The 25,152-nt window shown below is 64.9% G+C and carries 22 protein-coding genes; 16 read left to right on the plus strand and 6 right to left on the minus strand.

Going from position 1 to position 25,152, the window contains the following annotated elements:
• The first annotated feature begins 183 nt into the window (after positions 1-183).
• The 7 genes from CH262_RS08875 to CH262_RS08905 are packed head-to-tail and all read left to right on the plus strand — an operon-like array spanning position 184 to position 6,707.
• Complete coding sequence (locus CH262_RS08875; protein WP_027497020.1) at positions 184-1,065, plus strand: helix-turn-helix transcriptional regulator; 882 nt, start codon at positions 184-186, stop codon at positions 1,063-1,065.
• Positions 1,062-2,507 carry a Fe-S cluster assembly protein SufB gene (sufB, locus tag CH262_RS08880; protein ID WP_027497021.1) on the plus strand — a complete coding sequence of 482 codons (1,446 nt, stop codon included), beginning with the start codon at positions 1,062-1,064 and terminating at the stop codon, positions 2,505-2,507. Before CH262_RS08875 ends, sufB begins: the two co-directional genes overlap by 4 nt.
• A 24-nt stretch (positions 2,508-2,531) precedes the next feature.
• On the plus strand, positions 2,532-3,722 hold the full coding sequence (gene sufD, locus CH262_RS08885; protein WP_094694594.1) for a Fe-S cluster assembly protein SufD: 1,191 nt from the start codon (positions 2,532-2,534) through the stop codon (positions 3,720-3,722).
• Positions 3,723-3,761: 39 nt separating this feature from the next.
• Complete coding sequence (sufC, locus tag CH262_RS08890; RefSeq protein WP_027497023.1) at positions 3,762-4,538, plus strand: Fe-S cluster assembly ATPase SufC; 777 nt, start codon at positions 3,762-3,764, stop codon at positions 4,536-4,538.
• Between the two features lie 2 nt (positions 4,539-4,540).
• Positions 4,541-5,833, plus strand: a complete 1,293-nt coding sequence (locus CH262_RS08895) for a cysteine desulfurase (protein WP_094717464.1) — start codon at positions 4,541-4,543, stop codon at positions 5,831-5,833.
• Entirely contained in the window at positions 5,833-6,330 is a 498-nt protein-coding gene (gene sufU / locus CH262_RS08900) for a Fe-S cluster assembly sulfur transfer protein SufU (RefSeq protein WP_032372456.1), read from the plus strand. Before CH262_RS08895 ends, sufU begins: the two co-directional genes overlap by 1 nt.
• Positions 6,327-6,707, plus strand: coding sequence for a metal-sulfur cluster assembly factor (locus tag CH262_RS08905; RefSeq protein WP_027497026.1), 381 nt, complete (start codon positions 6,327-6,329; stop codon positions 6,705-6,707). The genes sufU and CH262_RS08905 overlap by 4 nt, the downstream gene beginning before the upstream one ends.
• 21 nt (positions 6,708-6,728) lie before the next feature.
• Here CH262_RS08905 and ku read toward each other — a convergent pair whose 3' ends face one another.
• From ku to CH262_RS08920, 3 genes are read right to left on the minus strand one after another with little or no spacing between them, the layout of a single operon-like run.
• Positions 6,729-7,700: a non-homologous end joining protein Ku gene (ku, locus tag CH262_RS08910; protein WP_027497027.1), complete on the minus strand. Its 972-nt coding sequence runs from the start codon at positions 7,698-7,700 to the stop codon at positions 6,729-6,731.
• Positions 7,701-7,751: 51 nt separating this feature from the next.
• A complete protein-coding gene (locus CH262_RS08915; RefSeq protein WP_032391434.1) occupies positions 7,752-8,894 on the minus strand; it encodes a lycopene cyclase family protein in 1,143 nt (380 codons plus the stop codon).
• The gene (locus tag CH262_RS08920) at positions 8,891-9,679 is read right to left on the minus strand and encodes an SDR family oxidoreductase (protein WP_094717465.1); all 789 of its coding nucleotides are present in this window, start codon (positions 9,677-9,679) and stop codon (positions 8,891-8,893) included. Before CH262_RS08920 ends, CH262_RS08915 begins: the two co-directional genes overlap by 4 nt.
• 156 nt (positions 9,680-9,835) lie before the next feature.
• On the opposite strand from CH262_RS08920, the gene CH262_RS08925 reads away from it, so the two are divergent.
• Complete coding sequence (locus CH262_RS08925) at positions 9,836-11,467, plus strand: ABC-F family ATP-binding cassette domain-containing protein (protein ID WP_027497030.1); 1,632 nt, start codon at positions 9,836-9,838, stop codon at positions 11,465-11,467.
• Here the strand turns inward: CH262_RS08925 and CH262_RS08930 are convergent.
• On the minus strand, positions 11,455-12,036 hold the full coding sequence (locus tag CH262_RS08930; RefSeq protein ID WP_027497031.1) for a TetR/AcrR family transcriptional regulator: 582 nt from the start codon (positions 12,034-12,036) through the stop codon (positions 11,455-11,457). The two genes, CH262_RS08925 and CH262_RS08930, sit on opposite strands and share 13 nt — an antisense overlap.
• 117 nt (positions 12,037-12,153) lie before the next feature.
• A complete protein-coding gene (locus CH262_RS08935; protein WP_027497032.1) occupies positions 12,154-14,964 on the minus strand; it encodes an aconitate hydratase in 2,811 nt (936 codons plus the stop codon).
• A gap of 347 nt (positions 14,965-15,311) precedes the next feature.
• Here CH262_RS08935 and CH262_RS08940 point away from each other — a divergent pair, with 347 nt between their 5' ends.
• The 8 genes from CH262_RS08940 to CH262_RS08975 all read left to right on the plus strand — a co-directional run bounded on the left by CH262_RS08940 (position 15,312) and on the right by CH262_RS08975 (position 24,228).
• Positions 15,312-15,854 (plus strand): Rv1476 family membrane protein, encoded by a 543-nt coding sequence (locus tag CH262_RS08940; RefSeq protein WP_032372454.1) that lies wholly within the window; start codon positions 15,312-15,314, stop codon positions 15,852-15,854.
• Between the two features lie 403 nt (positions 15,855-16,257).
• Positions 16,258-17,808 carry an NlpC/P60 family protein gene (locus tag CH262_RS08945; protein WP_373453772.1) on the plus strand — a complete coding sequence of 517 codons (1,551 nt, stop codon included), beginning with the start codon at positions 16,258-16,260 and terminating at the stop codon, positions 17,806-17,808.
• Between the two features lie 221 nt (positions 17,809-18,029).
• On the plus strand, positions 18,030-19,394 hold the full coding sequence (locus CH262_RS08950) for an AAA family ATPase (RefSeq protein ID WP_373453775.1): 1,365 nt from the start codon (positions 18,030-18,032) through the stop codon (positions 19,392-19,394).
• On the plus strand, positions 19,391-20,377 hold the full coding sequence (locus CH262_RS08955) for a DUF58 domain-containing protein (RefSeq protein WP_032365771.1): 987 nt from the start codon (positions 19,391-19,393) through the stop codon (positions 20,375-20,377). Before CH262_RS08950 ends, CH262_RS08955 begins: the two co-directional genes overlap by 4 nt.
• Positions 20,374-21,372 carry a VWA domain-containing protein gene (locus CH262_RS08960; RefSeq protein WP_027497035.1) on the plus strand — a complete coding sequence of 333 codons (999 nt, stop codon included), beginning with the start codon at positions 20,374-20,376 and terminating at the stop codon, positions 21,370-21,372. Before CH262_RS08955 ends, CH262_RS08960 begins: the two co-directional genes overlap by 4 nt.
• Positions 21,373-21,438: 66 nt before the next feature.
• Positions 21,439-22,161 carry a 3-oxoacyl-ACP reductase FabG1 gene (gene fabG1, locus CH262_RS08965; protein WP_032365773.1) on the plus strand — a complete coding sequence of 241 codons (723 nt, stop codon included), beginning with the start codon at positions 21,439-21,441 and terminating at the stop codon, positions 22,159-22,161.
• Between the two features lie 60 nt (positions 22,162-22,221).
• Complete coding sequence (inhA, locus tag CH262_RS08970) at positions 22,222-23,046, plus strand: NADH-dependent enoyl-ACP reductase InhA (protein WP_027497037.1); 825 nt, start codon at positions 22,222-22,224, stop codon at positions 23,044-23,046.
• 102 nt (positions 23,047-23,148) lie between these two features.
• Positions 23,149-24,228, plus strand: a complete 1,080-nt coding sequence (locus CH262_RS08975) for a ferrochelatase (RefSeq protein WP_032387346.1) — start codon at positions 23,149-23,151, stop codon at positions 24,226-24,228.
• Positions 24,229-24,311: 83 nt separating this feature from the next.
• Here CH262_RS08975 and CH262_RS08980 read toward each other — a convergent pair whose 3' ends face one another.
• Positions 24,312-25,145, minus strand: a complete 834-nt coding sequence (locus CH262_RS08980) for a hypothetical protein (RefSeq protein ID WP_176457081.1) — start codon at positions 25,143-25,145, stop codon at positions 24,312-24,314.
• Between the last annotated feature and the right edge of the window lie 7 nt (positions 25,146-25,152).

A 25,152-nucleotide genomic window follows, 5' to 3' on the forward strand; every position in this document is an offset into this window, starting at 1 on the left:
TTCTCGGGATCGGGGGACGAGCTGGCACCGGTCGCGGAAGGCGAGTTCTCGGAACTCTGCTCACTCTCGGTCGATGGCACAGTGGGAGCGTAGCTGTGTGCCATGGCGCGATTCACGCGGTCCTCCGGACTCCGCGGCCTGCGTCGCCCGGCTCGGATTCACCTGAGGGATAGGGCACCCTTGCTGGACCAGGTGAAACAATTCCGTCACACTGGTGTTGTGAAAACAACCGAGAGCTCGCTCGTGCGTCCGGAAAGCGTCGATCCATCGACCGCCGGAGCAGGCGCGTCGTCGGTGCGACCGGCATCGGCCCCCGAGGGGCAGACGCGGGGCGCAGTGGTCACCCTACTGCTCGAAGAAGGCCCCATCACCGCGTCCGATATCGGCACTCGCCTGGGATTGAGCGCGGCCGGTGTCCGGCGCCACCTCGATGCGCTCATCGATGCAGGCGAGGCCAGGATCACCACCCCGGCGGGAGCACGTCAGCGTGGACGCGGGCGACCGGCCAAGCATTTTCAGCTCACGGCAGCCGGCCGCAATCGGCTGGGCCACACCTACGACGATCTGGCCGGAGCCGCCATGCGGCAGCTGCGCAAGATCGGTGGCAACGACGCCATCGAGACGTTCGCGCGGCAACGCGTCAACACCATCGTTGCCGACGTCGAACCCGCGACCGGTTCCGACGCACATGCCGTGGAAACGGCGGCGGGAAGAATCGCCGACGCGTTCAGTGCGGCGGGATTCTCGGCCACCACGCGGCAAGTCGGCAACGGAGTGCAGATCTGCCAACACCATTGCCCGGTGTCGCACGTCGCAGCAGAGTTTCCCGAACTGTGCGAGGCCGAACAAGCAGCGTTCGCCGAGATCCTCGGCACGCATGTGCAGCGTCTTGCCACCATTGCGAACGGCAACTGCGCTTGCACCACACACGTACCGCTCACCTCGACGCGATCGAGGAGCGGTCGATCCGATACCGACGTATCGACAGATAGTTCACACAAGATGACGTCCGACACGCAGCCCCGTGTCGGAGAACGCACACGCCTCCGGAAGGAGCCCGCATGACCGTCACACCAGACCAGGTGACACCCGCCGCGCCGCTGACACAGGACGAGACCATCGCATCGCTCGGCACCTACGGATACGGCTGGGCCGATTCCGACGTGGCCGGCGCGAGCGCCAAGCGCGGCTTGTCCGAGGCTGTCGTCCGTGACATCTCGGCCAAGAAGAGCGAGCCCGAGTGGATGCTCGAAGCCCGTCTGAAGGCTCTCAAGACCTTCGACCGCAAGCCCATGCCCAACTGGGGTTCCGACCTGGACGGCATCGACTTCGACAACATCAAGTACTTCGTGCGGTCCAGCGAGAAGCAGGCCGCCACGTGGGACGACCTGCCCGAGGACATCAAGAACACGTACGACAAGCTCGGCATCCCCGAGGCCGAGAAGCAGCGCCTCGTGTCCGGTGTCGCCGCTCAGTACGAGTCCGAGGTCGTCTACCACTCGATCCGTGAGGACCTCGAGGCGCAGGGTGTGTTGTTCCTCGACACCGACACCGCACTCAAGGAGCAGCCGGAGCTGTTCCGCGAGTACTTCGGCACCGTCATTCCGGCAGGCGACAACAAGTTCTCTGCGTTGAACACCGCAGTGTGGTCCGGTGGATCGTTCATCTACATCCCGCCGGGCGTGCACGTCGACATCCCGCTGCAGGCCTACTTCCGGATCAACACCGAGAACATGGGCCAGTTCGAGCGCACGCTGATCATCGTCGACGAGGGTGCCTACGTGCACTACGTCGAGGGCTGCACCGCGCCGATCTACAAGTCCGATTCGCTGCACTCCGCCGTGGTCGAGATCATCGTCAAGAAGGGTGGTCGTTGCCGGTACACGACCATTCAGAACTGGTCGAACAACGTCTACAACCTGGTCACCAAGCGCGCCAAGGCAGAAGCAGGCGCAACGATGGAGTGGGTCGACGGCAACATCGGCTCCAAGGTCACCATGAAGTACCCGGCTGTGTGGATGACCGGCGAATACGCCAAGGGCGAGGTTCTCTCGGTCGCGTTCGCAGGGCCCGATCAGCACCAGGACACCGGTTCCAAGATGCTGCACCTGGCACCGCACACGTCGTCGAACATCGTCAGCAAGTCCGTCGCCCGTGGCGGTGGACGGACGTCCTACCGCGGTCTGATCCAGATCAACAAGGGCGCGCACGGCTCTCGTTCGACGGTCAAGTGCGACGCCCTGCTGGTCGACACGATCAGTCGGTCCGACACCTACCCGTACGTCGACATCCGTGAGGACGACGTGTCGATGGGTCACGAGGCCACTGTCTCGAAGGTCAGCGACGATCAGTTGTTCTACCTGATGAGCCGCGGCATGACCGAGGACGAAGCGATGGCCATGGTCGTCCGCGGATTCGTCGAGCCCATTGCTCGCGAACTGCCGATGGAGTACGCGCTCGAGCTCAACCGGCTCATCGAGTTGCAGATGGAAGGGTCGGTCGGATAAGTGAACAACCCCCTCACCGGAGTCATGGGTGCCGTGGCATCCGAGAACCCCGATTCCGCCAAGGAAGACAAGTCGAAGCTCGTCGCCAACAAGGGCGCTCAATTCACGTCGTACGACGTGAACGCGTTCGAGGTGCCGTCGGGCCGCGACGAACTGTGGCGCTTCACGCCGCTGCGTCGCCTTCGCGGCCTGCACGACGGTTCGGCAGTCGCCGACGGGACCGCTCAGGTCACCGTCGGGGCTGCAGACCAGGTGGTCGTGGAGACCGTGGGACGTGACGACGATCGACTCGGGAAGGCCGGCGTGCCTGCCGATCGGATTGCCGCACAGGCATATTCGGCCTTCACCGAGGCCACGATCGTCAGTGTTCCCAACGAGGTCGAGGTAGCGGAGCCGATCGAGATCACGATCGACGGACCGGGCGTCGACCACGTCGCCTACGGACACGTGCAGATTCGCCTCGGCACGTTTGCTCGCGCCACCGTGGTGATCGATCAGCGCGGCAGCGGCACGTACGCCGAGAACGTCGAGTTCGTGCTGGGTGACAGCTCGCAGTTGCACGTCGTGCTGATCCAGGACTGGCAGTCGGACGCGGTGCACGTGGCCGCCCACCACGCCCTGCTCGGACGTGACTCGGTGTTGCGCCACTACAACGTCAGCCTCGGCGGCGACTTGGTGCGCATCAGCCCGACCGTGCGCTACAGCGCGCCCGGCGGTGACGCGAACATGCTCGGTGTGTACTTTGCCGACGCCGGTCAGCACCTCGAGCAGCGACTGCTCGTCGACCATTCGGCTCCGCATTGCAAGTCGAACGTGATGTACAAGGGCGCGCTCCAGGGTGAAACCGGACCCGGCACCGTCGACGCACACACTGTATGGATCGGCGACGTTCTCATTCGCGCCGAGGCCGAGGGCACCGAGACGTACGAACTGAACCGAAATCTCGTGCTCACCGACGGCGCTCGCGCCGATTCGGTACCGAACCTGGAAATCGAAACCGGCGAGATCGTCGGAGCAGGGCACGCCAGTGCTACCGGCCGATTCGACGACGAGCAGCTGTTCTACCTGCGTGCTCGCGGCATCTCGGAGGAGGTGGCCCGCCGACTGGTCGTCCGCGGCTTCTTCCACGAAATCATCGACAAGATTCCGGTCCCCGCCGTACGCGAGCGTCTCGATGCTGCCATCGAGACCGAGCTCGCCGTCGTCGGCGCGTAGGCCCCACCGAACCTTTCTCGACTGCACAAAGGAACTTTGATGTCCACACTCGAAATCCGCGATCTGCACGTCAGCGTCGCCAACACCGACTCGTCCGCCGAGCCGATCGACATCCTCAAAGGTGTCGACCTGACCGTGAAGTCCGGCGAGACGCACGCGATCATGGGGCCCAACGGCTCCGGCAAGTCCACCTTGTCGTACGCCATTGCAGGCCACCCGAAGTACACCGTCACCTCCGGCACCATCACCCTCGACGGTGAAGACGTGCTCGAGATGAGCGTCGACGAGCGCGCCCGCGCAGGTCTGTTCCTGGCGATGCAGTACCCGGTGGAGGTGCCCGGAGTGTCGATGTCGAACTTCCTGCGCACCGCCGCCACCGCCGTGCGCGGCGAAGCCCCCAAGCTGCGGCACTGGGTCAAGGAAGCAAAGACCGCGATGAGCGAGCTCGAAATCGAGGCGAACTTCCTCGAGCGCAACGTCAACGAGGGTTTCTCCGGCGGCGAGAAGAAGCGTCACGAGATCCTGCAGCTGGGACTGCTCAAGCCGAAGATCGCCATTCTCGACGAGACCGATTCCGGCCTCGACGTCGACGCTTTGCGAGTGGTGTCCGAGGGCGTGAACAAGTACAAGGAGCGTGAAGACGGGGGAGTGCTGCTGATCACGCACTACACCCGCATTCTTCGCTACATCAAGCCCGACTTCGTGCACGTCTTCGTCAACGGTGAGATCGTCAAGTCCGGCGGTGCCGAGCTGGCCGACGAGCTCGAGGCCAACGGCTACGCCGGCTACACGCAGGCCGCGACCACCGGAGCATGAGTATGGCTGCACCGGCAGCTGTGGCGGTAGCGACATCGTTCGATGTCGCTACCGTTCGCCGCGATTTTCCTATCCTCTCGCGCACCGTCCGCGACGGAAAGCCGTTGGTGTATCTGGATTCCGGCGCAACCTCGCAGCGGCCGGTGCAGGTACTCGACGCCGAACGCGAGTTCCTCACCACCTGTAACGCGGCGGTGCACCGCGGGGCGCATCAGCTGGCCGAGGAAGCCACCGACGCGTACGAGGGAGCCAGGGCGGATATCGCCGCGTTCGTCGGTGCAGACGTCCACGAGATCGTCTTCACCAAGAACGCAACCGAGTCGCTCAACCTCGTGACGTACGTGTTGGCCGATCAGCGCTTCGATCGTCATCTCGGACCCGGTGACGAGATCGTCGTCACCGAACTCGAACACCACGCCAATCTCGTTCCGTGGCAAGAGCTTGCGGCCCGTACCGGCGCAACTCTGCGGTGGTACGGAGTGACCGACGACGGTCGAATCGACCTCGACTCGCTGGAATTGTCGTCCGCGGTGAAGGTCGTCGCGTTCACCCACCAGTCGAACGTGACCGGTGCCGTCGCTCCCGTCGAGGAGTTGGTGCGTCGCGCCCGAGCTGTCGGCGCGCTCGTCGTTCTCGACGCGTGCCAATCCGTGCCCCATATGAAGGTCGATTTCCACGACCTCGATGTCGACTACGCAGCGTTCTCCGGCCACAAGATGCTGGGACCCTCGGGTGTCGGAGTGTTGTACGGAAAGGCCGCGCTGCTCGATGCGATGCCGCCGTTCATCACCGGCGGATCGATGATCGAGACAGTCACGATGGAGAAGACGACGTTCGCGCCTCCGCCGCAACGCTTCGAGGCCGGTGTGCCCATGACGTCGCAGGTCATCGGGCTCGGTGCCGCCGTTCGGTACCTCGACAACATCGGTATCGACGCCGTGGCAGCTCACGAAAAGACTTTGGTCGCAGCCACTCTCGCCGAGTTCGCAAAGATCGACGGCGTTCGAGTCATCGGCCCGACGGAGAACGTCGATCGAGGTTCGGCAGTGTCGTTCGTCGTCGACGGTATCCACGCACACGACCTGGGGCAAATTCTCGACGACGAAGGCGTCGCCATTCGCGTCGGTCATCATTGCGCGTGGCCACTGCATCGGCGCTTCGGAGTGGCAGCGACCGCGCGGGCGTCCTTCGCGTTGTACAACACGGTCGAGGAAGTGCAGGTGCTCGCGAACGCGATTCGTCGCGCGCAATCGTTCTTTGGCACCGACCGCAATGGTGAGGAGGGACACGCCTGATGCGAATGGAACAGATGTACCAGGAAGTGATCCTCGATCACTACAAGCATCCGCACGGTCGTGGACTGCGCGAGCCGTTCGGTGCGGAGGTGCACCACGTCAATCCCACCTGCGGCGACGAGGTGACTCTGCGGGTTCACGTCGACAACGGCACCGTTGCGGACGTCTCGTACGACGGCCAGGGTTGCTCGATCAGCCAAGCCTCCACGTCGGTGCTGACCGATCAGGTGGTCGGCTTGTCAGTTCAGGACGCCCTGAAGACCGTGGATTCGTTCAGCGAGATGGTCGGCAGCAGAGGTACCGTCGAGGGAGACGAAGACGTCATCGGCGACGGCATTGCGTTCGCCGGTGTGGCCAAGTATCCGGCTCGCGTGAAATGCGCCTTGCTGGGTTGGATGGCTTTCAAGGATGCGGTTGTTCAAGTAGTGGACGCAGATACGACAGCTACGACGGGCGGGACCGCCCAGTCGGCACTTTCCGGAGGACAGCAATCATGACCGACGCAACAGAGACCACACCGGCTGTGACGACGACGCCGGTGGAACTCACCGCCGACGAGATCAAGGTACTCGAGGACCTCGAAGAAGCGATGCGCGACGTCGTCGACCCCGAGCTGGGAATCAACGTCGTCGATCTCGGTTTGGTCTACGACATCAAGATCGACGCCGAGGACATCGTCACCGTCGACATGACACTGACGTCGGCGGCCTGCCCGTTGACGGACGTCATCGAGGATCAGGCCCGTGGTGCGCTCGTGCGCAGTGGGCTCGCCGCCGACCTCAAGATCAACTGGGTCTGGATGCCGCCGTGGGGACCCGACAAGATCACCGACGACGGACGCGAGCAGCTTCGGGCCCTCGGCTTCACCGTCTGACGGTCCATTCCGGCTGCCCCGTCACGCACCCTTCGCTTCGTCGGTCGACGGGGCAGCCTTCTTCGCTGCGGCCTTCTTGGCCGGAGCCTTCTTTGCCGGGGTCTTCCGCGCAGTGGTCTTCTTGGCAGCGGCCTTCTTGGCCGGTGTTTTCGACGACGAAGATTTCGACGATGATGTTGTCGACGAATCGGACCCCGACTTAGCGTTCTTTCCCGCGGCCTCGACGCTGCGCTGGAGGGCGGCGACCAGATCCACGACCTCCGCGTCCTCGCCGTCGTCCTGTGACTCGGCCTCGGTGTGGATGACCTTCTCGCCACCGTTCGCCAGTGTCTCGTCGATCAGTTTGCGCAGTTCGATCTGGTAATCGTCGGTGTACTCCGTCGGATCGAATTCCGAGGACATGCTCTCGACGAGCGACGTCGCCATCTTCACTTCTTGCGGGCGCGCCGACGGGGCGTCGTCGAGCGACGGGAATTCTGCGGCTCGTACCTCGTCCGGCCACAGCAGAGTCTGGATGACCAGCACGTTGTCACGGACTCTCAAGGCGGCCAGCCGCGTCTTCTGTCGCAGCGTGAAATGGACGAGCGCGGTGCGTTCGGTTTCTTCCAGCGTCTCTCGCAGCAGCACATACGCCTTGGGCGACGACGAGTCGGGCTCCAGGAAGTAACTCTTGTCGTAGAGGATCGGATCGATCTGCTCGGTCGGAACGAATTCGAGAACGGGGATCTCGTGCTTCTCGGCAGCGGGGAGTTTGTCGAAGTCGTCGTCGGTGAGGATCACGCGCTCGCCGTCGGGCGAGTCGTACGCCTTGTCGATATCGGCGAACTGGACCGATTTTCCGCATTCCTGGCAGATGCGGTCGTACTTGATTCGTCCGCCGTCCTTTGCGTGCACTTGATGAAACCGGATGTCGTGTTGCTCGGTGGCCGAGTAGACCTTCACCGGAACGTTGACGAGTCCGAAGGCGATCGAGCCTTTCCAAATGCTGCGCATGTGTTCATGATCGCCGACCGGGTGCCTGTGTGTCGACCGTTGCCGAGAAACTCAGCCGCGTCTCGGAGCGTGGACGACGGTGCGCGCGATGGCGAGCCTGGCCGAGACCGGAAGCGTAGGGAACATTCTCAGCATTGCGGTCATGGTCCCCATGGCGTCGTCGTGACCGGACAGGTAGGAGCGTTGGAGTTCGACCGGCAGCGAGAAGAAGCTGGCGAAGAACTGCGGAACCATCTCCGGCTCGAGGCTCAACGCAGTGCGCAGACCGAGATTGCGTAGCTTCTGCACCGTCCAGGTGTGGAGTGCACGTCGGCTCCCCGGCTTGCCGGTGCGAAGTCCGTCGACCAGGTGATCGGCAGAAGCCAACGACGCGGCAACGCTGTATCCCGTCGCCGGATGCATCAGATTCGACCGCGACCCGAACAAGACGGGACCGCTTCGTGGGGTGTGCAGCCGCGAGCGCGGCGGAGGTTCGACCGAAAAGCGCACCCGCTCGACGTCCTCGGTCCCGGTCGGCACGAGATCGCGTCGGGCGAGACGATGATGCAGACGAGTCCGGAGTACATCGAGGTGGAGGGCAGGCCTGCCGACCAGGCACGTTTCTTCGAGCAGAACGCGGTGGTCGTCGAGTGCGACGGCATAGAGAAAACTCGGAACTTCACCGGGTCGTACGCCGTTGTCGGTACGCCAATCCATGAACCAAGCGTCGGAGCCTTCCAGAATGGGCTCGGCGCGTTCCCGCTCGACAACGATTCCGTATGCGGTCTGTTGCGCCAGATCACGCGAGTCGAGCGTCCCTCGCGCATCGACGACGTGGCGAGCCGTGACGACCGTCCCGTCGACGGTGGTGACGCGGGTGCCGGTGACGTCGACGGCGGTGCCCGCGTGCACTCGTACGAGGTCGAGAGACAGCGAGGCTTGCAGGGCATGAGTGTCGAGCACGCAGTACGTCCGGTCGATGACGCGATGCCGATCGGTCCACACTGCGGGCCTGCGTGCAGTCGAGGCGATTGCGGACTCCGAGAGCCATGACGGCAATTCGTCCGCCCATGCCGAGTAGGTCGGCGTCCAGGTTCTGGACGGGTGCGGATCGAGTGCGAGAACGTCCATACCCGCGGCCGCGCAGCGGTGGGCGATCGCGCGACCCGCCGGTCCCAGCCCGACCACGGCGACGTCGGCCGACAGGTCGCTCACATTCCGCCGGTGGCGAGCAGGCCACCGTCGACGCGCACCGTCTCGCCGGTGATCCACGAGGACGCGTCCGAGACCAGGAACGCGACGAGCGATGCCACGTCCTCGGGGGTACCGAGTCGCTTCATCGGGTAGCCGGCCGCTGCTGCTTCTTCACCGCCGGCGAACAACGCCTCGGCGAACTTGGTCTTCACCACGCCCGGCGCCACCGCGTTGACGCGGATCCTCGGACCGAGCTGCCATGCCAGCTCCTCGGTGAGCCGAATCAACGCAGCTTTGGATGCGCCGTACGCGGCGATGACTCCGGTGGAGCGGATGCCTGCAACGCTGGCAATGTTGACGACCGCACCGCCGTGTTCTCCCATCCACGCATGGAACGCGTTCTGCACGAAACCCAGTGTGCCGACGACGTTGGTGTCGAAGATCTTGCTGACACCGACGAGGTCGGCATCCATCAGCGAGCCGTAGACGGGGTTGATACCGGTGTTGTTGACCAGGATGTCCAGCGAACCGAAGGTCTCGACGGTGCGGTCCACTGCGGTGCGCCGGTGTTCCGGGTCGCCTGCGTTACCGTCCAGCGCGAGTACGGAGTCGCCGAGTTCCGCCGCGACGGCCAGCAGCGGTTCCCGCTTACGCGCAGTGATGGCCACGTTGGCACCGCGCGCGAGCAGTTCTGCGGCGATCGCGCGGCCGATGCCTCGACTGCCCCCGGTGACCAGTGCGGTCCGTCCGGTGAGGTCGAGGGGCAGGGCTGGGCGGGCAGTGGCCGTTTCGGTGACGTCGGTCATCGCTCAGACGTTACCGGGGTCACCTGCGTTCCTGGGTGGAGGCACGTGAATGCTGAGCTAAAATGGGGGTTTGCTGTGCCGACCTACGGCGCTTTCATTGCTCGCTCGTCGGTCGACGAGCACTCATCTTGTTCGGCAATCGCTAGGAGCTCACGCGTGATCACCGCCACCGACCTCGAAGTTCGTGCCGGTGTGCGGACCCTTCTGTCCACCGAGGGGCCCGCGCTCCGCGTGCAGGCAGGTGACCGCATCGGGCTGGTCGGCCGCAACGGTGCCGGAAAAACCACCACGCTGCGCATCCTGGCGGGCGAGGGCGAACCCTATGCCGGTGAGGTCGTACGCACCGGAGACCTCGGCTATCTCCCGCAGGATCCCAAAGAGGGCGATCTGGACGTGCTGGCCAAGGACCGGGTGCTGTCGGCCCGCGGGCTGGACACCCTCCTGCACAGTATGGAGAAGCAGCAGGCACTGATGGCCGAGGTTGCCGACGAGACATTGCTCGACAAAGCCGTCCGTAAGTACGGCGAGCTGGAAGAGCGGTTCGCGTCGCTCGGCGGCTACGAAGCCGAAAGCGAAGCGGCTCGCATCTGCAACAGCCTCGGCTTGGCCGATCGCATCCTCGGTCAACCGCTGCGGACCCTGTCCGGTGGTCAACGTCGACGCGTCGAACTCGCTCGCATTCTGTTCGCCGCATCCGACGGCAGTGGCGGACGCTCGAACACCACATTGCTGCTCGACGAGCCCACCAACCACCTCGACGCCGATTCCATCACCTGGTTGCGCAGTTTCCTGCAGAACCACGAGGGCGGACTCATCGTGATCAGTCACGATGTCGAACTGCTCGGTGATGTCGTGAACAGGGTGTGGTTCCTCGATGCCGTGCGCGGTGAGGCCGACATCTACAACATGAACTGGAAGAAGTACCTCGACGCACGCGCCACGGACGAGCAACGGCGCCGTCGCGAACGCGCGAACGCGGAGAAGAAGGCGGGTGCGCTGCGCGTCCAGGCCGCCAAGATGGGTGCCAAGGCAACCAAAGCCGTTGCGGCACAGAACATGGCGAAGCGAGCAGACAAGCTGATGGCCAACCTCGATGCGGAGCGCGTATCCGACAAGGTTGCGCACATTCGCTTCCCTGAGCCTGCTCCTTGCGGCAAGACACCGTTGATGGCCAAGAACCTGACCAAGATGTACGGGTCGCTCGAGATCTTCGCCGGCGTCGATCTGGCGATCGACAGAGGAAGTCGAGTGGTGGTGCTCGGGCTCAACGGTGCGGGCAAGACGACGCTGCTTCGGATCCTCGCGGGAACCGAGAAGGCCGACACCGGCGAGATCGAACCCGGCCACGGCATGCGCGTGGGTTACTTCGCCCAGGAGCACGACACCCTCGACGACATGGCGTCGGTGTGGGAGAACATCCGGCATGCGGCACCCGACACCGGCGAGCAGGAGCTCAGATCGCTACTCGGTGCCTTCATGTTCACCGGACCCCAGCTCGAACAGCCGGCAGGAACACTGTCCGGCGGTGAGAAGACGCGTCTGGCGCTGGCCGGGCTGGTGTCTTCGGCTGCGAACGTGCTGCTGCTCGACGAACCGACCAACAACCTCGATCCGATCTCACGTGAGCAGGTTCTCGACGCACTGCGCAGTTACAAGGGCGCCGTCGTGCTGGTGACTCACGATCCGGGTGCCGCCGAGGCGCTCTCACCAGAACGAGTCATCCTCCTTCCCGACGGCACCGAGGACCACTGGTCGCAGGACTACCTGGAACTGATTCAGCTGGCCTGACCCGGGTCGCGCCTGCGCACCGATTCTTCGACCAGATCCAGAATGGCCGACAGGTTCGACCCGCCGTTGCCCGACGCGATTCTGGCGACCAGACCGTCGAGAACGAGGTCCAGGTAGTCGGCCAGAACATCGTTCGGCACGTCGTCCCGTAGTTTTCCTGCCGTCTTCTGGCGCTCGAGTCGGCCGAGTGTCGCGTCGGTCAGTTCGGCCGAACGCTCCGCCCAGCTGGTTCGGAAGTCGGCGTCGGTTCGTAGTCGTCGGGTGATCTCGAGCCGCGTTCCGAGCCACTCGAACTGCTCCGGCTGAGCCAGCATGTCTCGCATCACCTGAACCAGACCCTGCGTCGCAGCGACTTCTGCCATGCGCCGGGCGTCCTCCTGCGCCAACGCGAGGAAGAGACCGTCCTTGTCCTTGAAGTGGTGGAAGATGGCTCCGCGGGAGAGGCCCGTCGCCTCCTCGAGGCGTCGCACGGTCGCGCCCTCGTAGCCGAACTCTCCGAAGCATTTACGCGCACCGTCGAGAATCTCGCTGCGGCGGGCCGCCAGGTGGTCTTCACTGACCTTGGGCACGTGTGAAACTCCTACTTTCCGATGAAGGGGCCCGTACCGATACGGCGATGGGCCCGAAACACGTATCGAGTTCCGGGCCCATCGCTGTGCGTGGCGTCTGTCTACAGTGCCGTGTGACTAGCCTCTGATCATGTTGCGCAGGACGTACTGCAGGATTCCGCCGTTGCGGTAGTAGTCCGCTTCACCGGGGGTATCGATACGGACCACGGCGTCGAACTCGACCTTGGTTCCGTCTTCCTTGGTCGCGGTCACCGCCATCGTCTTCGGGGTGGTGCCCTCGTTCAGCTTCTCGACGCCGATGATGTCGAACGTCTCGGTGCCGTCGAGCTTGAGCGACGCTGCGCTCTCGCCTGCCGGGAACTGCAGCGGAACGACGCCCATGCCGATGAGGTTCGAGCGGTGGATGCGCTCGAACGACTCGGTGATGACCGCCTTGACGCCCAGGAGCGAGGTGCCCTTGGCCGCCCAGTCACGGGAGCTTCCGGAGCCGTACTCCTTGCCGCCCAGCACGACCAGCGGGATGCCGGCCTTCTGGTAGTTCTGCGACGCATCGTAGATGAACGACTGCGGGCCACCGTCCTGGGTGAAGTCGCGGGTGTAGCCACCCGAGACGTCGTCGAGCAGCTGGTTCTTCAGACGGATGTTCGCGAACGTTCCGCGAATCATGACCTCGTGGTTGCCGCGACGCGATCCGAGCGAGTTGTAATCCTTGCGCTCCACGCCGTGCGAATCGAGGTACTGAGCGGCAGGCGTACCGGCCTTGATGGGTCCTGCCGGGCTGATGTGGTCGGTGGTGACCGAATCGCCGAGCAGGGCCAGCACGCGGGCACCCTTGATGTCCTCGACCGGAGCCGGGTCCATCGTCATACCGTCGAAGTACGGAGGCTTACGCACGTACGTCGAGTTGGGATCCCACTCGAACGTGTCGCCCTCGGGGGTCGACAGGTTCTGCCAGCGGCTGTCACCGGCGAAGATCGTCTCGTAGGACTTGCTGAACATGTCCCGGCTGATCGAGGACTTGATCGTGTCCTCGATCTCCTGCGACGACGGCCAGATGTCCTTGAGGTACACCGGGTTGCCCTCGTGGTCGTTACCGAGCGCGTCGGTCTCGAAGTCGAAGTCCATCGTGCCCGCGAGGCCGTAAGCGATGACCAGCGGCGGAGAGGCCAGGTAGTTCATCTTGACGTCGGGGGAGATGCGACCCTCGAAGTTGCGGTTGCCCGACAGCACGGCGGTCACCGAAAGATCGTTGTCGTTGATCGCCTTCGAGATCGGCTCGAGCAACGGGCCCGTGTTACCGATGCACGTGGTGCAGCCGTAGCCGCCCAGGAAGTATCCGAGCTTCTCGAGGTACGGCCACAGGCCGGCCTTCTCGTAGTAGTCGGTCACGACCTGCGAACCGGGTGCCATGTTGGTCTTGACCCACGGCTTGGTGGACAGGCCCTTTTCGACGGCGTTGCGAGCGAGCAGTGCTGCGCCCAGCATGACCGACGGGTTGGAGGTGTTGGTGCAGGAGGTGATACCTGCCACCACGACGGCGCCATGGTCGAGAACGAATTCGCCTGCTTCGTCGGTGATGACACGAACCGGCTTGCTCGGGCGACCTTCGGAGCCGTATGCGGCGGACCGCACGTCGACTGCATCGTCTTCCGCGAAGCTCAGCGACGCGGGATCGCTGGCCGGGAACGACTCGTTGAGGGCCTCGTCCAGCTTGCTGTCACCCTCGTGCGCCGGGTGGTTCTCCTCCACGTAGTTGTGGATGTCCTTGCGGAACGCAACCTTGGACTCGGACAACAGGATTCGGTCCTGTGGGCGCTTCGGGCCTGCGATGGACGGGACGACCGTGTTGAGGTCGAGCTCGATGTACTCGGAGTACACGGCTTCGTTCTTCGGGTCGTGCCACATGCCCTGTTCCTTGGCGTACGCCTCGACGAGAGCGAGCTGCTCGTCGCTGCGGCCGGTGAGGCGCAGGTAGTTGATCGTCTCTTCGTCGATCGGGAAAATGGCTGCGGTGGAGCCGAATTCGGGACTCATGTTGCCGAGGGTGGCGCGGTTGGCGAGGGGAACCTCGGCCACACCTTCGCCGTAGAACTCGACGAACTTTCCGACGACGCCGTGCTTACGCAGCATCTCGGTGGCGGTCAGAACGACGTCGGTGGCCGTGACGCCCGGCTGAATCTCGCCCGAGAGCTTGAAGCCGACTACACGCGGGATCAGCATCGACACGGGCTGGCCGAGCATGGCAGCTTCGGCTTCGATTCCGCCGACGCCCCAGCCGAGCACGCCGAGGCCGTTGACCATCGTCGTGTGCGAGTCGGTTCCGACGCAGGTGTCGGGGTACGCCTGGCCCTTACGGGTCATGACGGTCGGTGCCAGGTACTCGATGTTGACCTGGTGCACGATGCCCATGCCGGGTGGGACGACCTTGAAATCGTCGAACGCGCCCTGGCCCCAACGCAGGAACTGGTAACGCTCGCCGTTGCGCTCGTATTCGAGGTCGACGTTGCGCTCGAGTGCGTCGGCGCGGCCGAACACGTCGAGGATGACCGAGTGGTCGATGACCATGTCGGCGGGGGAGAGGGGGTTGACCTTGTTGGGGTCGCCGCCGAGGGTGGTCACGGCCTCACGCATGGTGGCGAGGTCCACGACACACGGAACGCCGGTGAAGTCCTGCATGATGACTCGCGCAGGGGTGAACTGGATTTCGATACTCGGGTCGGCCGAGGGGTCCCACGACGCGATCGAGCGAATATGGTCGGCGGTGATGTTGGCACCGTCCTCGGTGCGAAGGAGGTTCTCCGCGAGGACCTTCAGTGCATAGGGCAGTTTCTCGGCACCGGGCAAGGCCGACAGCCGAAAGATCTCGTACGAGTTCTCTCCGACTTCGAGGGTGCCCTTTGCACCGAATGAATTGTTACTTGCGGTCACTTCAGCTCCACTCGTCTATGAGGCACACCGCCGACGGGGCTGTGTCGACGGTTGAAGCGAGGCGCTGACCGTGTGTCTCGGCAGGGCATCCGGCGTGCGGATTGCTTGCGGACCCTCGGGCAGTGTCTCGATGGAAGTCTAACAGTACGCTTGTCCTGTGAAAACGCGCGGGTCCGTTTCGCGGTGGACACCGAGAGAACGACCCACGTCACAATCCTCACGTAGTGCTTCGTGCGACGCAATGAAGGGCGGCCTCAGTTGCCGCGTCGGGCATACCTGCCTCCCGAGAATCGACGGCACCGTGACGTAGGGTTCCACGCGACTGGTTCCTACCGACTGGACGAGAGATGACTGAGCCGATCCACGCTGTTTCCCCACTTGCCACCGATATCCCGGCAGGTCTGGACGTCGACAGCATCGTCGCCACGGTCCGCGAGTCGGGAGTCAGTGCTCCTGCGGCAGAGCAGGACGGACTGACTGCCGCCGTGAACCGAGCCGAGGACCACGGAATCGATCTGAGCATCGTGATCGTCCCCGACGAACCGCGTCACGATTCGCAGCTACGCGACCTCGCCACTGCGGTCGGTGCCCGCGAGGGCGGAACGGTGTTGGTGCTGAGCCCGGGGCAGGTCGGAACGTTCAGCGACTCGATCAGCCGAGTAACACTCGAAGCCGGGCAGGATCGCACGTACACCGGAAATCACGTCGTCGCCGCCGACAACTTCGTCGACACCCTCGTCGAGGACCAGACTCCGTGGGGCTTGCTGACGGGTGGGTTGGTGGTGATCGTCGCCGCGGTGGCCGCGTTGACAGCAGCTGTGAAGGTCCGGCGATACCGCGCGCGGTCGGCCACTGCCGACCCGCACGAAGCGCAGCCCGTCGAGCGCTGACGTAGCGCGCACATTCGTCATTCGACCGACCGACACCGACGCGCGATTACGCCACCGGACGTCGGTCCGGAAAAAGTCCGAAAAATTGTTTCGGGCAAACACCGAGTTCACGGCATTGTGCCTGGTGGAATTACAAATGTGTCATTTGTGACTGGAGTTTCTTTAGTGTGCGAAGTGTCGTACGGTGCCATTGGCACTGCTGGGGAAGGAGTGTCGCAGAAGGCAGGTGTCATCCGTGGGGAACTCGGGAGGCCACTGCTTCGGGTGTGACTGACGTGGTTCGCACCTGTCGTGTCGCTGCGCGCCACTTTCCCGCCCGGCGAACATGTTCACCGTCACCTGCGATCGGGGTGGGAACGGGGAACGCCTCGACGGCACGACGGTCCTCTCGGGACCCGAGTGAATGCCGGACCCGAGGGAGACATTTGTGAGCCGACGTCCAGTTCGCGGCACGCGCCGCAGAGCGCTCGTCCGTACCCGATTCGTACTGGCAGGTGCCGGTCTGGTTTTCGCGCTGACGGCGACCATGCCCGGGGTCGCCGCCGCCGTACCGCCGCCCCCGCCCAACCCGTCCGATACCGACATCGCCGCGGCCGGCAGCGCCGTCGACTCACGCCTGGGGCAGGTCGGACAGCTGATCGACGCGATCGCATCCGCCAACCAACAACTCGCACAGCTCGACGACGAGGTCGCCGTGAAGCGAGAAGGCGTCAACAAAGCCCTGGTCGACCTGCAGAACGCCCGGGACGCCGCCGACGTGGCCGCAGCAGTCGTAGGAGCAGCGCAGCAGGCGCTCGCCGATGCAGGCACACAGATTCAGGCAGCCCAGCGCAAATTCGACGAATTCGCCAAATCGAGCTACACCCAGGGCTCGGGCGTCGCCTCGATGGCGTCGTTCCTCGGTTCGAGCGGACCGGACGACGTTCTCGACCGCGCCCAGGTTCTGAAGGTGCTGTCGAACAGCCAGAATGCCGTGCTCGACGGGCTCCAGCGGGCCCGAACCGAGCAGGCGAACCGGGACTCGGCCGCCCGCGAATCCAAGCAGCAGGCGGACGCGGCAGCGTCCGAAGCCGAATCGAAGAAAGCCGAGGCCGAGCAGGCCATCGCTGCAGCGCAGGCAGCGTTGCAAGCCGAGGCCGATCAGAAAGCCGCCATCGAGTCCCAGCGAGACGCCGCTCAGACCGAGCTCGACGCAGCCCGAAGCAATGTGGCCGGCCTCCAGGGTCAACGAGCCGCATACAGCGACTGGGAGGCGCAGAAGGCAGCAGAGGACGCAGCAGTAGCAGCAGCCGCAGCTGCCGCTCGTGAGGCCGCGGTTCAGGCGGCGGCCCGGGTGTCGGCCAACCTGGCCGCACAACAGCGAGCCGCTGCGATCGCCGAGGGCCAACGCTCGCACGTCGATGTCGACGACGACTCGAGTTCGTCCACCGACTCCGACAGTTCGAGCGGAACCACGACTCCGACCCAGCCCACACCCAGCAAGCCCACTCCCAGCAAGCCCAAGCCCTCGACTACACCGTCGGTGACGGGCAGTGCTGCCGTGGAATTGGCGATCGACCGCGGGATGAGCCAGCTCGGTGTTCCGTATTCCTGGGGCGGCGGCGACGAGAACGGGCCGACCAAGGGAATCCGAGACGGCGGAGTCGCAGACAGTTACGGCGACTACAACAAGGTCGGCTTCGACTGCTCCGGCCTCATGATCTACGCATTCGCAGGTCTGGGTATCTCTCTGCCCCACTACACCGGCTACCAGTACACGGCAGGCAAGCAGGTTCCGTCGTCGCAGATGAAGCGTGGCGACATGATCTTCTACGGACCGAACGCCAGTCAGCACGTCGCGCTCTACCTCGGCGACGGGAAGATGCTCGAGGCTCCGCAATCCGGATCGGTGGTCAAGGTCTCCGACGTCAGATACAGCGGTATGACGCCGTACGCCGTGCGCATGGTGTCCTGAGTTCGCTGTCGCTCCCGAGGTCGCTGTTCGGTACTTCTGCGTCGTCCCGCAGGCTCCACTCCGGCGCGCGGGTCAGGGGTGGGTTTCGGCGCGCGCGAGCATCACCTGGAATAGTTGATCTCGGCGGTATGGAACGTGCCCGACGATGATCGACTGAAAGCGGTGAATTCTTGGTGACATCACGTGACGGCCGGATTTCGAACGACGAGGAGCCGACACAGATCGGGTCTTCGAGTCCGAATCCGCAGGGTGGGGAGCCGGAGCGGGTGGACAGTCCCGATCTCGCCGACGACGTTCGGCTTCTCGAGAAGGCCGTGTACGAGGTCAAAAGGGTGATCGTCGGTCAGGATCGTCTGGTCGAGCGCATTCTGGTCGGCTTGTTGGCCCGTGGGCACGTGCTGCTGGAAGGCGTTCCCGGCGTGGCGAAGACCCTCGCAGTGGAGACGTTCGCCCGCGTGGTCGGTGGCTCGTTCTCCCGCGTCCAGTTCACCCCGGACCTGGTACCCACCGACCTGGTCGGAACCCGCATCTACCGTCAGGGCCGCGAAGAGTTCGACACCGAACTCGGCCCGGTCGTCGCGAACTTCGTCCTTGCCGACGAGATCAACCGAGCACCGGCGAAGGTCCAGTCGGCGCTGCTCGAAGTCATGGCCGAGCGGCACGTGACCATCGGTGGCAGGACGTTCCCCATGCCCGATCCTTTCCTGGTGATGGCGACGCAGAACCCCATCGAGAACGAAGGCGTGTACCCGCTCCCGGAAGCCCAGCGCGACCGCTTCCTGTTCAAGATCGTCGTCGACTATCCGACGGTGGAAGAAGAACGCGAGATCGTCTACCGCATGGGGATCAAGGCCCCCGAGCCCAAGCAGATACTCGACCCTGTCGAGTTGGTCCGTCTGCAGAACCTGGCCAGTTCGGTGTTCGTGCACCACGCGCTCGTCGACTACGTGGTTCGGGTCATCGCCGCCACCCGCACGCCCGAACAGTTCGGGTTGGACGATGTCGGCAGCTGGATCGCATACGGGGCCTCCCCGCGTGCCACCCTCGGCATCATCGCTGCGTCCCGCGCCCTCGCCCTGCTGCGAGGCCGCGACTACGTCGTTCCTCAGGACGTGCTCGAGGTGATTCCCGACGTGCTCCGGCATCGGCTGGTGCTCTCCTACGATGCCCTCGCCGACGAAGTGACGCCCGAGACCGTGATCTCCCGCATTCTGCAGACCGTCGGACTACCGCAGGTGTCGCCGCAGGCGGTTCCGATGTCGCAGGAGAACGGCACCGCACCCGGTCAGCCCTTCGGTGGCCGACAGGGCACACCGCAGTTCCCGGGAGCGGGGCCGCAGTATCCGGCTCAGGGACCGTATCCGGCCCAGGGGCAGTACCCGGGGCAGGGACAGAATCCGGGGCAGGGACAGAGCCCGACCCAGGGGCAGTACCCGGGTCAGCCGCAGTTCCCCGGGCAAGGGCCCGGCTCGGCACCCCAGCCCGGACCCGAGCAGCGCCCACCGGGCGGTCCGGCCGGCGAACCCGCTCCGTCGCTGCACAAGCCGTCGGGTGATGCATCGTCGACCGGTTCGCCGGGTCAGTGAGCGCAGCCGACAGAGCCGGCCGAGGTGCGGTCTCACGGCCCCCGTCGTTTCGGTCCGGCGAACTGCGTGATCCGAAGCTGGCCGCTGCGCTGCGCACGCTCGAGATAACGGTACGTAGGCGTCTCGACGGCGTTCTGCACGGCGACCACCTCGGCCTGATACCCGGCCCGGGATCCGAACCGGGGGACGCGCGCGAGTATCAGCCCGGTGACGACGTTCGGCAGATGGACTGGTCGGTCACTGCCCGGACGACACACCCACACGTGCGGCAGTCTGTGGCCGATCGCGAACTGGAAACGTGGCTTGTCGTCGATCTGTCGGCCAGCCTCGACTTCGGAACCGCGGGGTGCGAGAAGCGCGATCTCGCGGTCGCGGCCTCGGCCGCCATCACCCACCTGACCGGCGGCGGTGGTAATCGCATCGGAGCTGTCGTGGCCACCGGCGCGACGACGACGCGAATCCCAGCGCGCGGTGGGCGGGTGCACAGCCAGTCGATGCTGCGGACGATCGCTACGACACCGTCCGCCGCGGACGGCGTCCGAGGAGATCTTCGCGACGCCGTCGAGGCGCTGCGGCGTCCCGAACGCCGTCGCGGTCTCGCCGTGGTGATCAGCGACTTCCTCGGCCCGATCGACTGGGAGCGATCACTGCGGGCGATCTCTGCCAGACACGACGTACTGGCCGTCGAGGTACTCGATCCGCGAGACCTCGAACTTCCGGATGTGGGAGACGTGGTTCTGCACGACCCGGAGTCCGGCCGCACTCGGGAGTTCGCCGCGACGCCCAGGCTCCGCGCCGACTTCGCGCGAGCAGCCGCAGCACACCGCGACGACGTGGAGAAAGCGTTGCGCCGATGCGGGGCACCGCGTTTGACTCTGCGCACCGACGGTGACTGGATCGCCGATGTCGTCCGCTTCGTCACTGCTCGCAGGCACACCATCGGCTCCGGTTTCACCAATACCGCGAGGGCAGGTTCGCGATGAGCCTCACCGATTTCTCTGCGCCGTGGTGGCTTGCGTTTCTCGTCGTCGTCCTCGCCCTGACGGCGGGGTACGTCTGGATTCAACGCCGCAAGCAGAAGCACGTGCTGCGTTTCTCCAACATGGAGTTGCTCGAGTCGGTCGCGCCGAACCGGCCCAATCGTCTGCGTCATCTCCCGACCGCACTGGTACTGGTCGGGCTGATGTTCCTGACCGTCGCGTTGGCCGGCCCCACTGCCGATCAACGTGTTCCACGCAACCGCGCGACGGTCATGCTCGTCATCGATGTGTCGCTGTCCATGGAAGCGACGGACGTCGAACCCACTCGGCTGGCTGCGGCCCAAGAAGCAGCGAAGTCGTTCGCCGATGGCCTCACACCCGGCATCAACCTCGGTCTCGTCGCATTCGCCGGCACTGCCTCGGTATTGGTCTCACCCACGGCCAACCGCGACGCCACCAAGTCGGCAATCGACAAACTGCAGCTCAGCGAGCGTACGGCCACCGGTGAAGCAATCTTCACCTCGCTGCAGTCGATCGACACTCTCGGCGCGATCCTCGGGGGTGGCGACGCGGCACCGCCGGCCCGCATCGTGCTGCTCTCCGACGGTAAGCAAACCGTTCCCCAGAACCTCGACGATCCACGAGGCGGCTACACCGCAGCGCGCGCAGCCAAGGACAAGGGCGTGCCGATCTCGACGATCTCGTTCGGCACCAGCTACGGGTCGGTCGAGATCGAAGACGAAGGTGGAGGCGGGGTCGAGCGCGTGCCCGTTCCGGTCGACGACCCGTCGTTGCGCGAGATCGCGACTCTGTCCGGGGGAAGTTTCTTCACGGCCTCCTCGCTCGAGGGCCTCCGAGACGTCTACGACACCCTGGAGGAGCAAATCGGCTTCGAGATCACCCGCGGGGACGCATCGCGACCCTGGTTGATCCTCGGTGTCCTGTGCATCTCGGCCGGGCTCGGTTCGGCGTTGGTGATGCGGCAACGATTGCCGTGATCGCTGTTATTACTCACCAGTAAGTTTCGCTTTGTCATTCCAGGACGAACAGATAGGTTGCTAGGCATGTCCACACCTGACTTCATCGCGCGATCGGTACTCGTCACCGGAGGTAACCGGGGTATCGGTCTGGCCATCGCCCAACGGCTCAGTGCCGACGGACACAAGGTGGCCGTCACCCACCGCGGATCCGGGGCTCCCGACGGATTGCTCGGGGTCGTCTGCGACGTCACCGACTCCGATTCGGTCGACGCGGCCTTCAAGGAGGTCGAGGAGAAGCACGGACCCGTCGAGGTACTCGTCGCCAACGCGGGCATCACCGACGACACCCTGCTGATGCGTATGACCGAGGAGCAGTTCCAGCGGGTCATCGATGCGAACCTGACCGGAGCCTTCCGAGTCGCCAAACGCGCCAACCGGGCCATGCTGCGCGCGCGCTGGGGTCGGATGATCTTCCTCAGTTCCGTTGTCGCGATGGCCGGCGGGCCGGGGCAGATCAATTACGCGGCGTCCAAGGCCGGAGTCATCGGCATGGCCCGGTCGATCACGAGGGAGTTGGGTTCGCGGTCCATCACGGCGAACGTCGTCTCACCGGGATTCATCGAAACCGACATGACCGCAGAGTTGTCGGACGACTTGCGCGGCAAGGCGAAGGAATACATTCCACTTCAGCGTCTCGGTCAGCCCGAGGACGTTGCAGCAGTCGTGAGTTTCCTTGCGGGACCGGACTCGTCGTACGTGTCCGGTGCTGTCATTCCCGTCGACGGCGGCATGGGCATGGGGCACTGAGAAACCTTCTCGCACAACGATTTCGATAGATACTCACCTCCGAATTAAGGACGCAGCATTATGGGCGGATTGCTCGAAGGCAAGACCATTCTCATCACCGGCATCATCACCGACGCGTCGATCGCGTTCCACGCCGCGGCCATGGCGCAGGAGCAGGGTGCCAAGGTGATCATCACCGGGTTCGATCGGCTGCGGCTCATCGACCGCATCGCGCAGCGGCTGCCCAAGGAGGTGCCCCCGGCGATCGAGCTCGACGCCACCAACGAGGAGCACCTCGCCGCGCTGGCGGACCGAATTCGTGAAGTAGCGCCGGAGGGGATCGACGGAGTTCTGCACTCCATCGCATTCGCACCTCGCACCCTGATGGGCCCGGATGCCAAGCCGTTCCTCGACGGCCCCGGCCCCGACGCGGCGAGGGCATTCGAGATCTCGGCGTGGAGCTACGCATCTCTCGCGCGTGCCGTGCTGCCGGTCATGAACGAGGGTGGCTCGATCGTCGGAATGGACTTCGATCCGCGGACGTCGATGCCGTACTACAACTGGATGGGCGTAGCCAAGGCTGCTCTCGAGTCGGTGAATCGTTACGTGGCACGGGAAGTGGGCGCAGCCAAGCGTATCCGCTCCAATCTCGTTGCAGCAGGACCGATCAGGACTCTTGCCGCCAAGGCGATTGCGGGCACCGCGACCGGCGATGCGGCCAAGATGGACCAGCTGAACGTGTACTGGGACGGCGCCGCTCCCATTGGATGGGACGTCAACGATCCGACCGTCGTCGCCAAGTCGATCGTCGCGTTGCTGTCGGATTGGCTGCCCGGAACCACCGGGTCGATCGTGTACGTCGACGGCGGAGCGAGCCACAACACGTACCTGCCCGAAAACATGTGACACGTCGGTGAGTGGAGTCCGACGTGGGCTCGCTCACCGTAGGTTTCGTCGACCGATTGTGCCCCTGCCGCAGCCCTGCTGCGACGGGGGCACAATGGATTCATGACCACCCCTGGAGATTTCGACGCACTGTTGGTGCTCTCGTTCGGCGGACCGGAAAAGCCCGCCGACGTTCGCCCGTTTCTCGAGAACGTCACTCGCGGACGTGGTGTGCCGCCCGAGCGTCTCGACGCCGTCGTCGAGCACTACATGCACTTCGGTGGCGTGTCACCGATCAACGAACTCAATCGCGACATCATCGCCGCACTGCAGGCCGAGTTCGATTCGGCCGGAATCGAATTGCCGATCTACTTCGGCAATCGCAATTGGCATCCGATGGTCGAGGACACCGTTGCGACGATGAAGGCGGACGGCGTCCGCTCCGCGCTCGTCTTTCCGACTTCCGCGTGGGGCGGGTATTCCGGGTGCAGGCAGTACCACGAGGACATCGCCAGGGCCCGTGCGTCCGTGGGGGACGACGCCCCGCATTTGCTCAAGATCCGTCAGTACTACGACCACCCGTTGATGGTCGAGGCGTTCGCCGAGGCCGTCGATGCCGCGCGCAGGTCGCTGCCAGAGGAGCATCGGGCAGGAGCGCGGCTGGTGTTCACCGCGCATTCCATTCCGTCGGCAGCCGACGCCAATGCAGGCCCACCCGCGGATGGTGGCCACCTGTACAGCCGGCAGGTTGCGGAGGCGTCGCGTCTGGTCGCGGCCGCATCCGGCAGCACCGAATACGATCTGGTGTGGCAGTCTCGTTCCGGACCACCGCAGGTTCCGTGGCTCGACCCCGACATCTGCGATCATCTCGAAGCACTGTCCGAGAAGTCCGTCGACGCGGTGATCGTGTGCCCGATCGGTTTCGTGTCCGACCACCTCGAAGTGGTGTGGGATCTCGACACCGAAGCCGAAGAGAAGGCCCGTGAACTCGGGATGGCGTTCGCTCGCGCGGGTACGCCCGGCTCCGATGCTCGATTCCCGAAGATGATCAGGGAGCTGGTGGACGAGTATCGCGTCGGCGGGACGTGCCGAGGACTCGGCAGCGTTCCCGGCTACGGATCCACCCTCGACGGCAATCGATGTGCCGTCGGATGTTGCGAGCAGCCGACGCGTCCGTCGCGGCCTGCGGCGGCACCTGCCTGACTGGCGGCTCCTGCCTGACGGGTGGCCTCTTGCCCGTCTCGCGGCCCAGCCCCGACAGGACCGCTACGTGTCGGTCCTGTCGGTCATCGGGCCGACTGCATCGAGGCACCGATGCTCGTCGCCACGGCGATGGTCCGGGCCGTGCGCACGGCGGCCCACAGCGGCCGGACGAGTTCTTCTCGGGCGGCCGCTGCGGCGGCAGTCGGTGCCTCCGAGGGAGCCGATCCGGCGGCGACGGTGAGGATGGCCGCGACCCGATCGGCCGATTCGAGCACTCGGAAGGCGCGTTCGGACATCTCGGGGGGATAGCGGTGCCGTGCAGCGTCGGCGATCAGCTCGGCGATGCGAGTGCGCGGGTCGGCCTCGAGAGTGCGGGTGGGGAGCGATTGCATCTGTGCGAGTGCATCCGCCGCGCCGCGCACGGCCTCGCGCATCTCGTACTCGGCCTCACCGAGACCTCGATCTCGGTGGGCGTGAGAGGGAACGTCGATCGAATACACGGTCCAGCGCAGCACGTCGGGGCCCTCGACGACGGGTACCACCCCGATTCCGGCGGAGCCCGGGGTACCGATCATCACCGCCTGCTCGGCACCGATCGCTGCACGAGAGAATTCTGTCCGGGCCGGCAGTTCGGCCACCGCACCCGCTGCGGGCAGCACCAGACGTATCCGTTCCTCCCCGGCTGCGGGTGAGGGTCCTGCGTTCGCGGCGGTTCGGACCGCGGCGAGCGCCCCGGCGATGCCCTCTGCGTAGCCCGGAAAGCGCAGCCCGTACGTCGTTGCTGCTTCGTCGTCACCGGCACCGACCAGATGCATCGGTGCCCACTCGGACATCGCGTCGATGACGTCGTCCGGCGAACCGACACCGGCCAGCCAGGAACCGGCCCACAGGGCAAGACTTGCACTCGGAGAACACACGACTCAC

The organism is Rhodococcus sp. 05-2255-1e (genome assembly GCF_002259025.1).
GTDB classification, from domain to species: Bacteria; Actinomycetota; Actinomycetes; order Mycobacteriales; family Mycobacteriaceae; genus Rhodococcoides; species Rhodococcoides fascians.

Coding starts and splice junctions, on each gene's coding strand:
- ku (WP_027497027.1), bottom strand. CDS start 7,700: ATGCGCAGCATTTGGAAAGGCTCGATCGCCTTCGGACTCGTCAACGTT.
- CH262_RS08960 (WP_027497035.1), top strand. CDS start 20,374: ATGAGCCTCACCGATTTCTCTGCGCCGTGGTGGCTTGCGTTTCTCGTC.
- sufU (WP_032372456.1), top strand. CDS start 5,833: ATGCGAATGGAACAGATGTACCAGGAAGTGATCCTCGATCACTACAAG.
- CH262_RS08975 (WP_032387346.1), top strand. CDS start 23,149: ATGACCACCCCTGGAGATTTCGACGCACTGTTGGTGCTCTCGTTCGGC.
- fabG1 (WP_032365773.1), top strand. CDS start 21,439: ATGTCCACACCTGACTTCATCGCGCGATCGGTACTCGTCACCGGAGGT.
- CH262_RS08940 (WP_032372454.1), top strand. CDS start 15,312: ATGACTGAGCCGATCCACGCTGTTTCCCCACTTGCCACCGATATCCCG.
- inhA (WP_027497037.1), top strand. CDS start 22,222: ATGGGCGGATTGCTCGAAGGCAAGACCATTCTCATCACCGGCATCATC.
- CH262_RS08920 (WP_094717465.1), bottom strand. CDS start 9,679: ATGACCGACGTCACCGAAACGGCCACTGCCCGCCCAGCCCTGCCCCTC.
- sufC (WP_027497023.1), top strand. CDS start 3,762: ATGTCCACACTCGAAATCCGCGATCTGCACGTCAGCGTCGCCAACACC.
- CH262_RS08895 (WP_094717464.1), top strand. CDS start 4,541: ATGGCTGCACCGGCAGCTGTGGCGGTAGCGACATCGTTCGATGTCGCT.
- CH262_RS08905 (WP_027497026.1), top strand. CDS start 6,327: ATGACCGACGCAACAGAGACCACACCGGCTGTGACGACGACGCCGGTG.
- CH262_RS08945 (WP_373453772.1), top strand. CDS start 16,258: ATGCCGGACCCGAGGGAGACATTTGTGAGCCGACGTCCAGTTCGCGGC.
- sufD (WP_094694594.1), top strand. CDS start 2,532: ATGGGTGCCGTGGCATCCGAGAACCCCGATTCCGCCAAGGAAGACAAG.
- sufB (WP_027497021.1), top strand. CDS start 1,062: ATGACCGTCACACCAGACCAGGTGACACCCGCCGCGCCGCTGACACAG.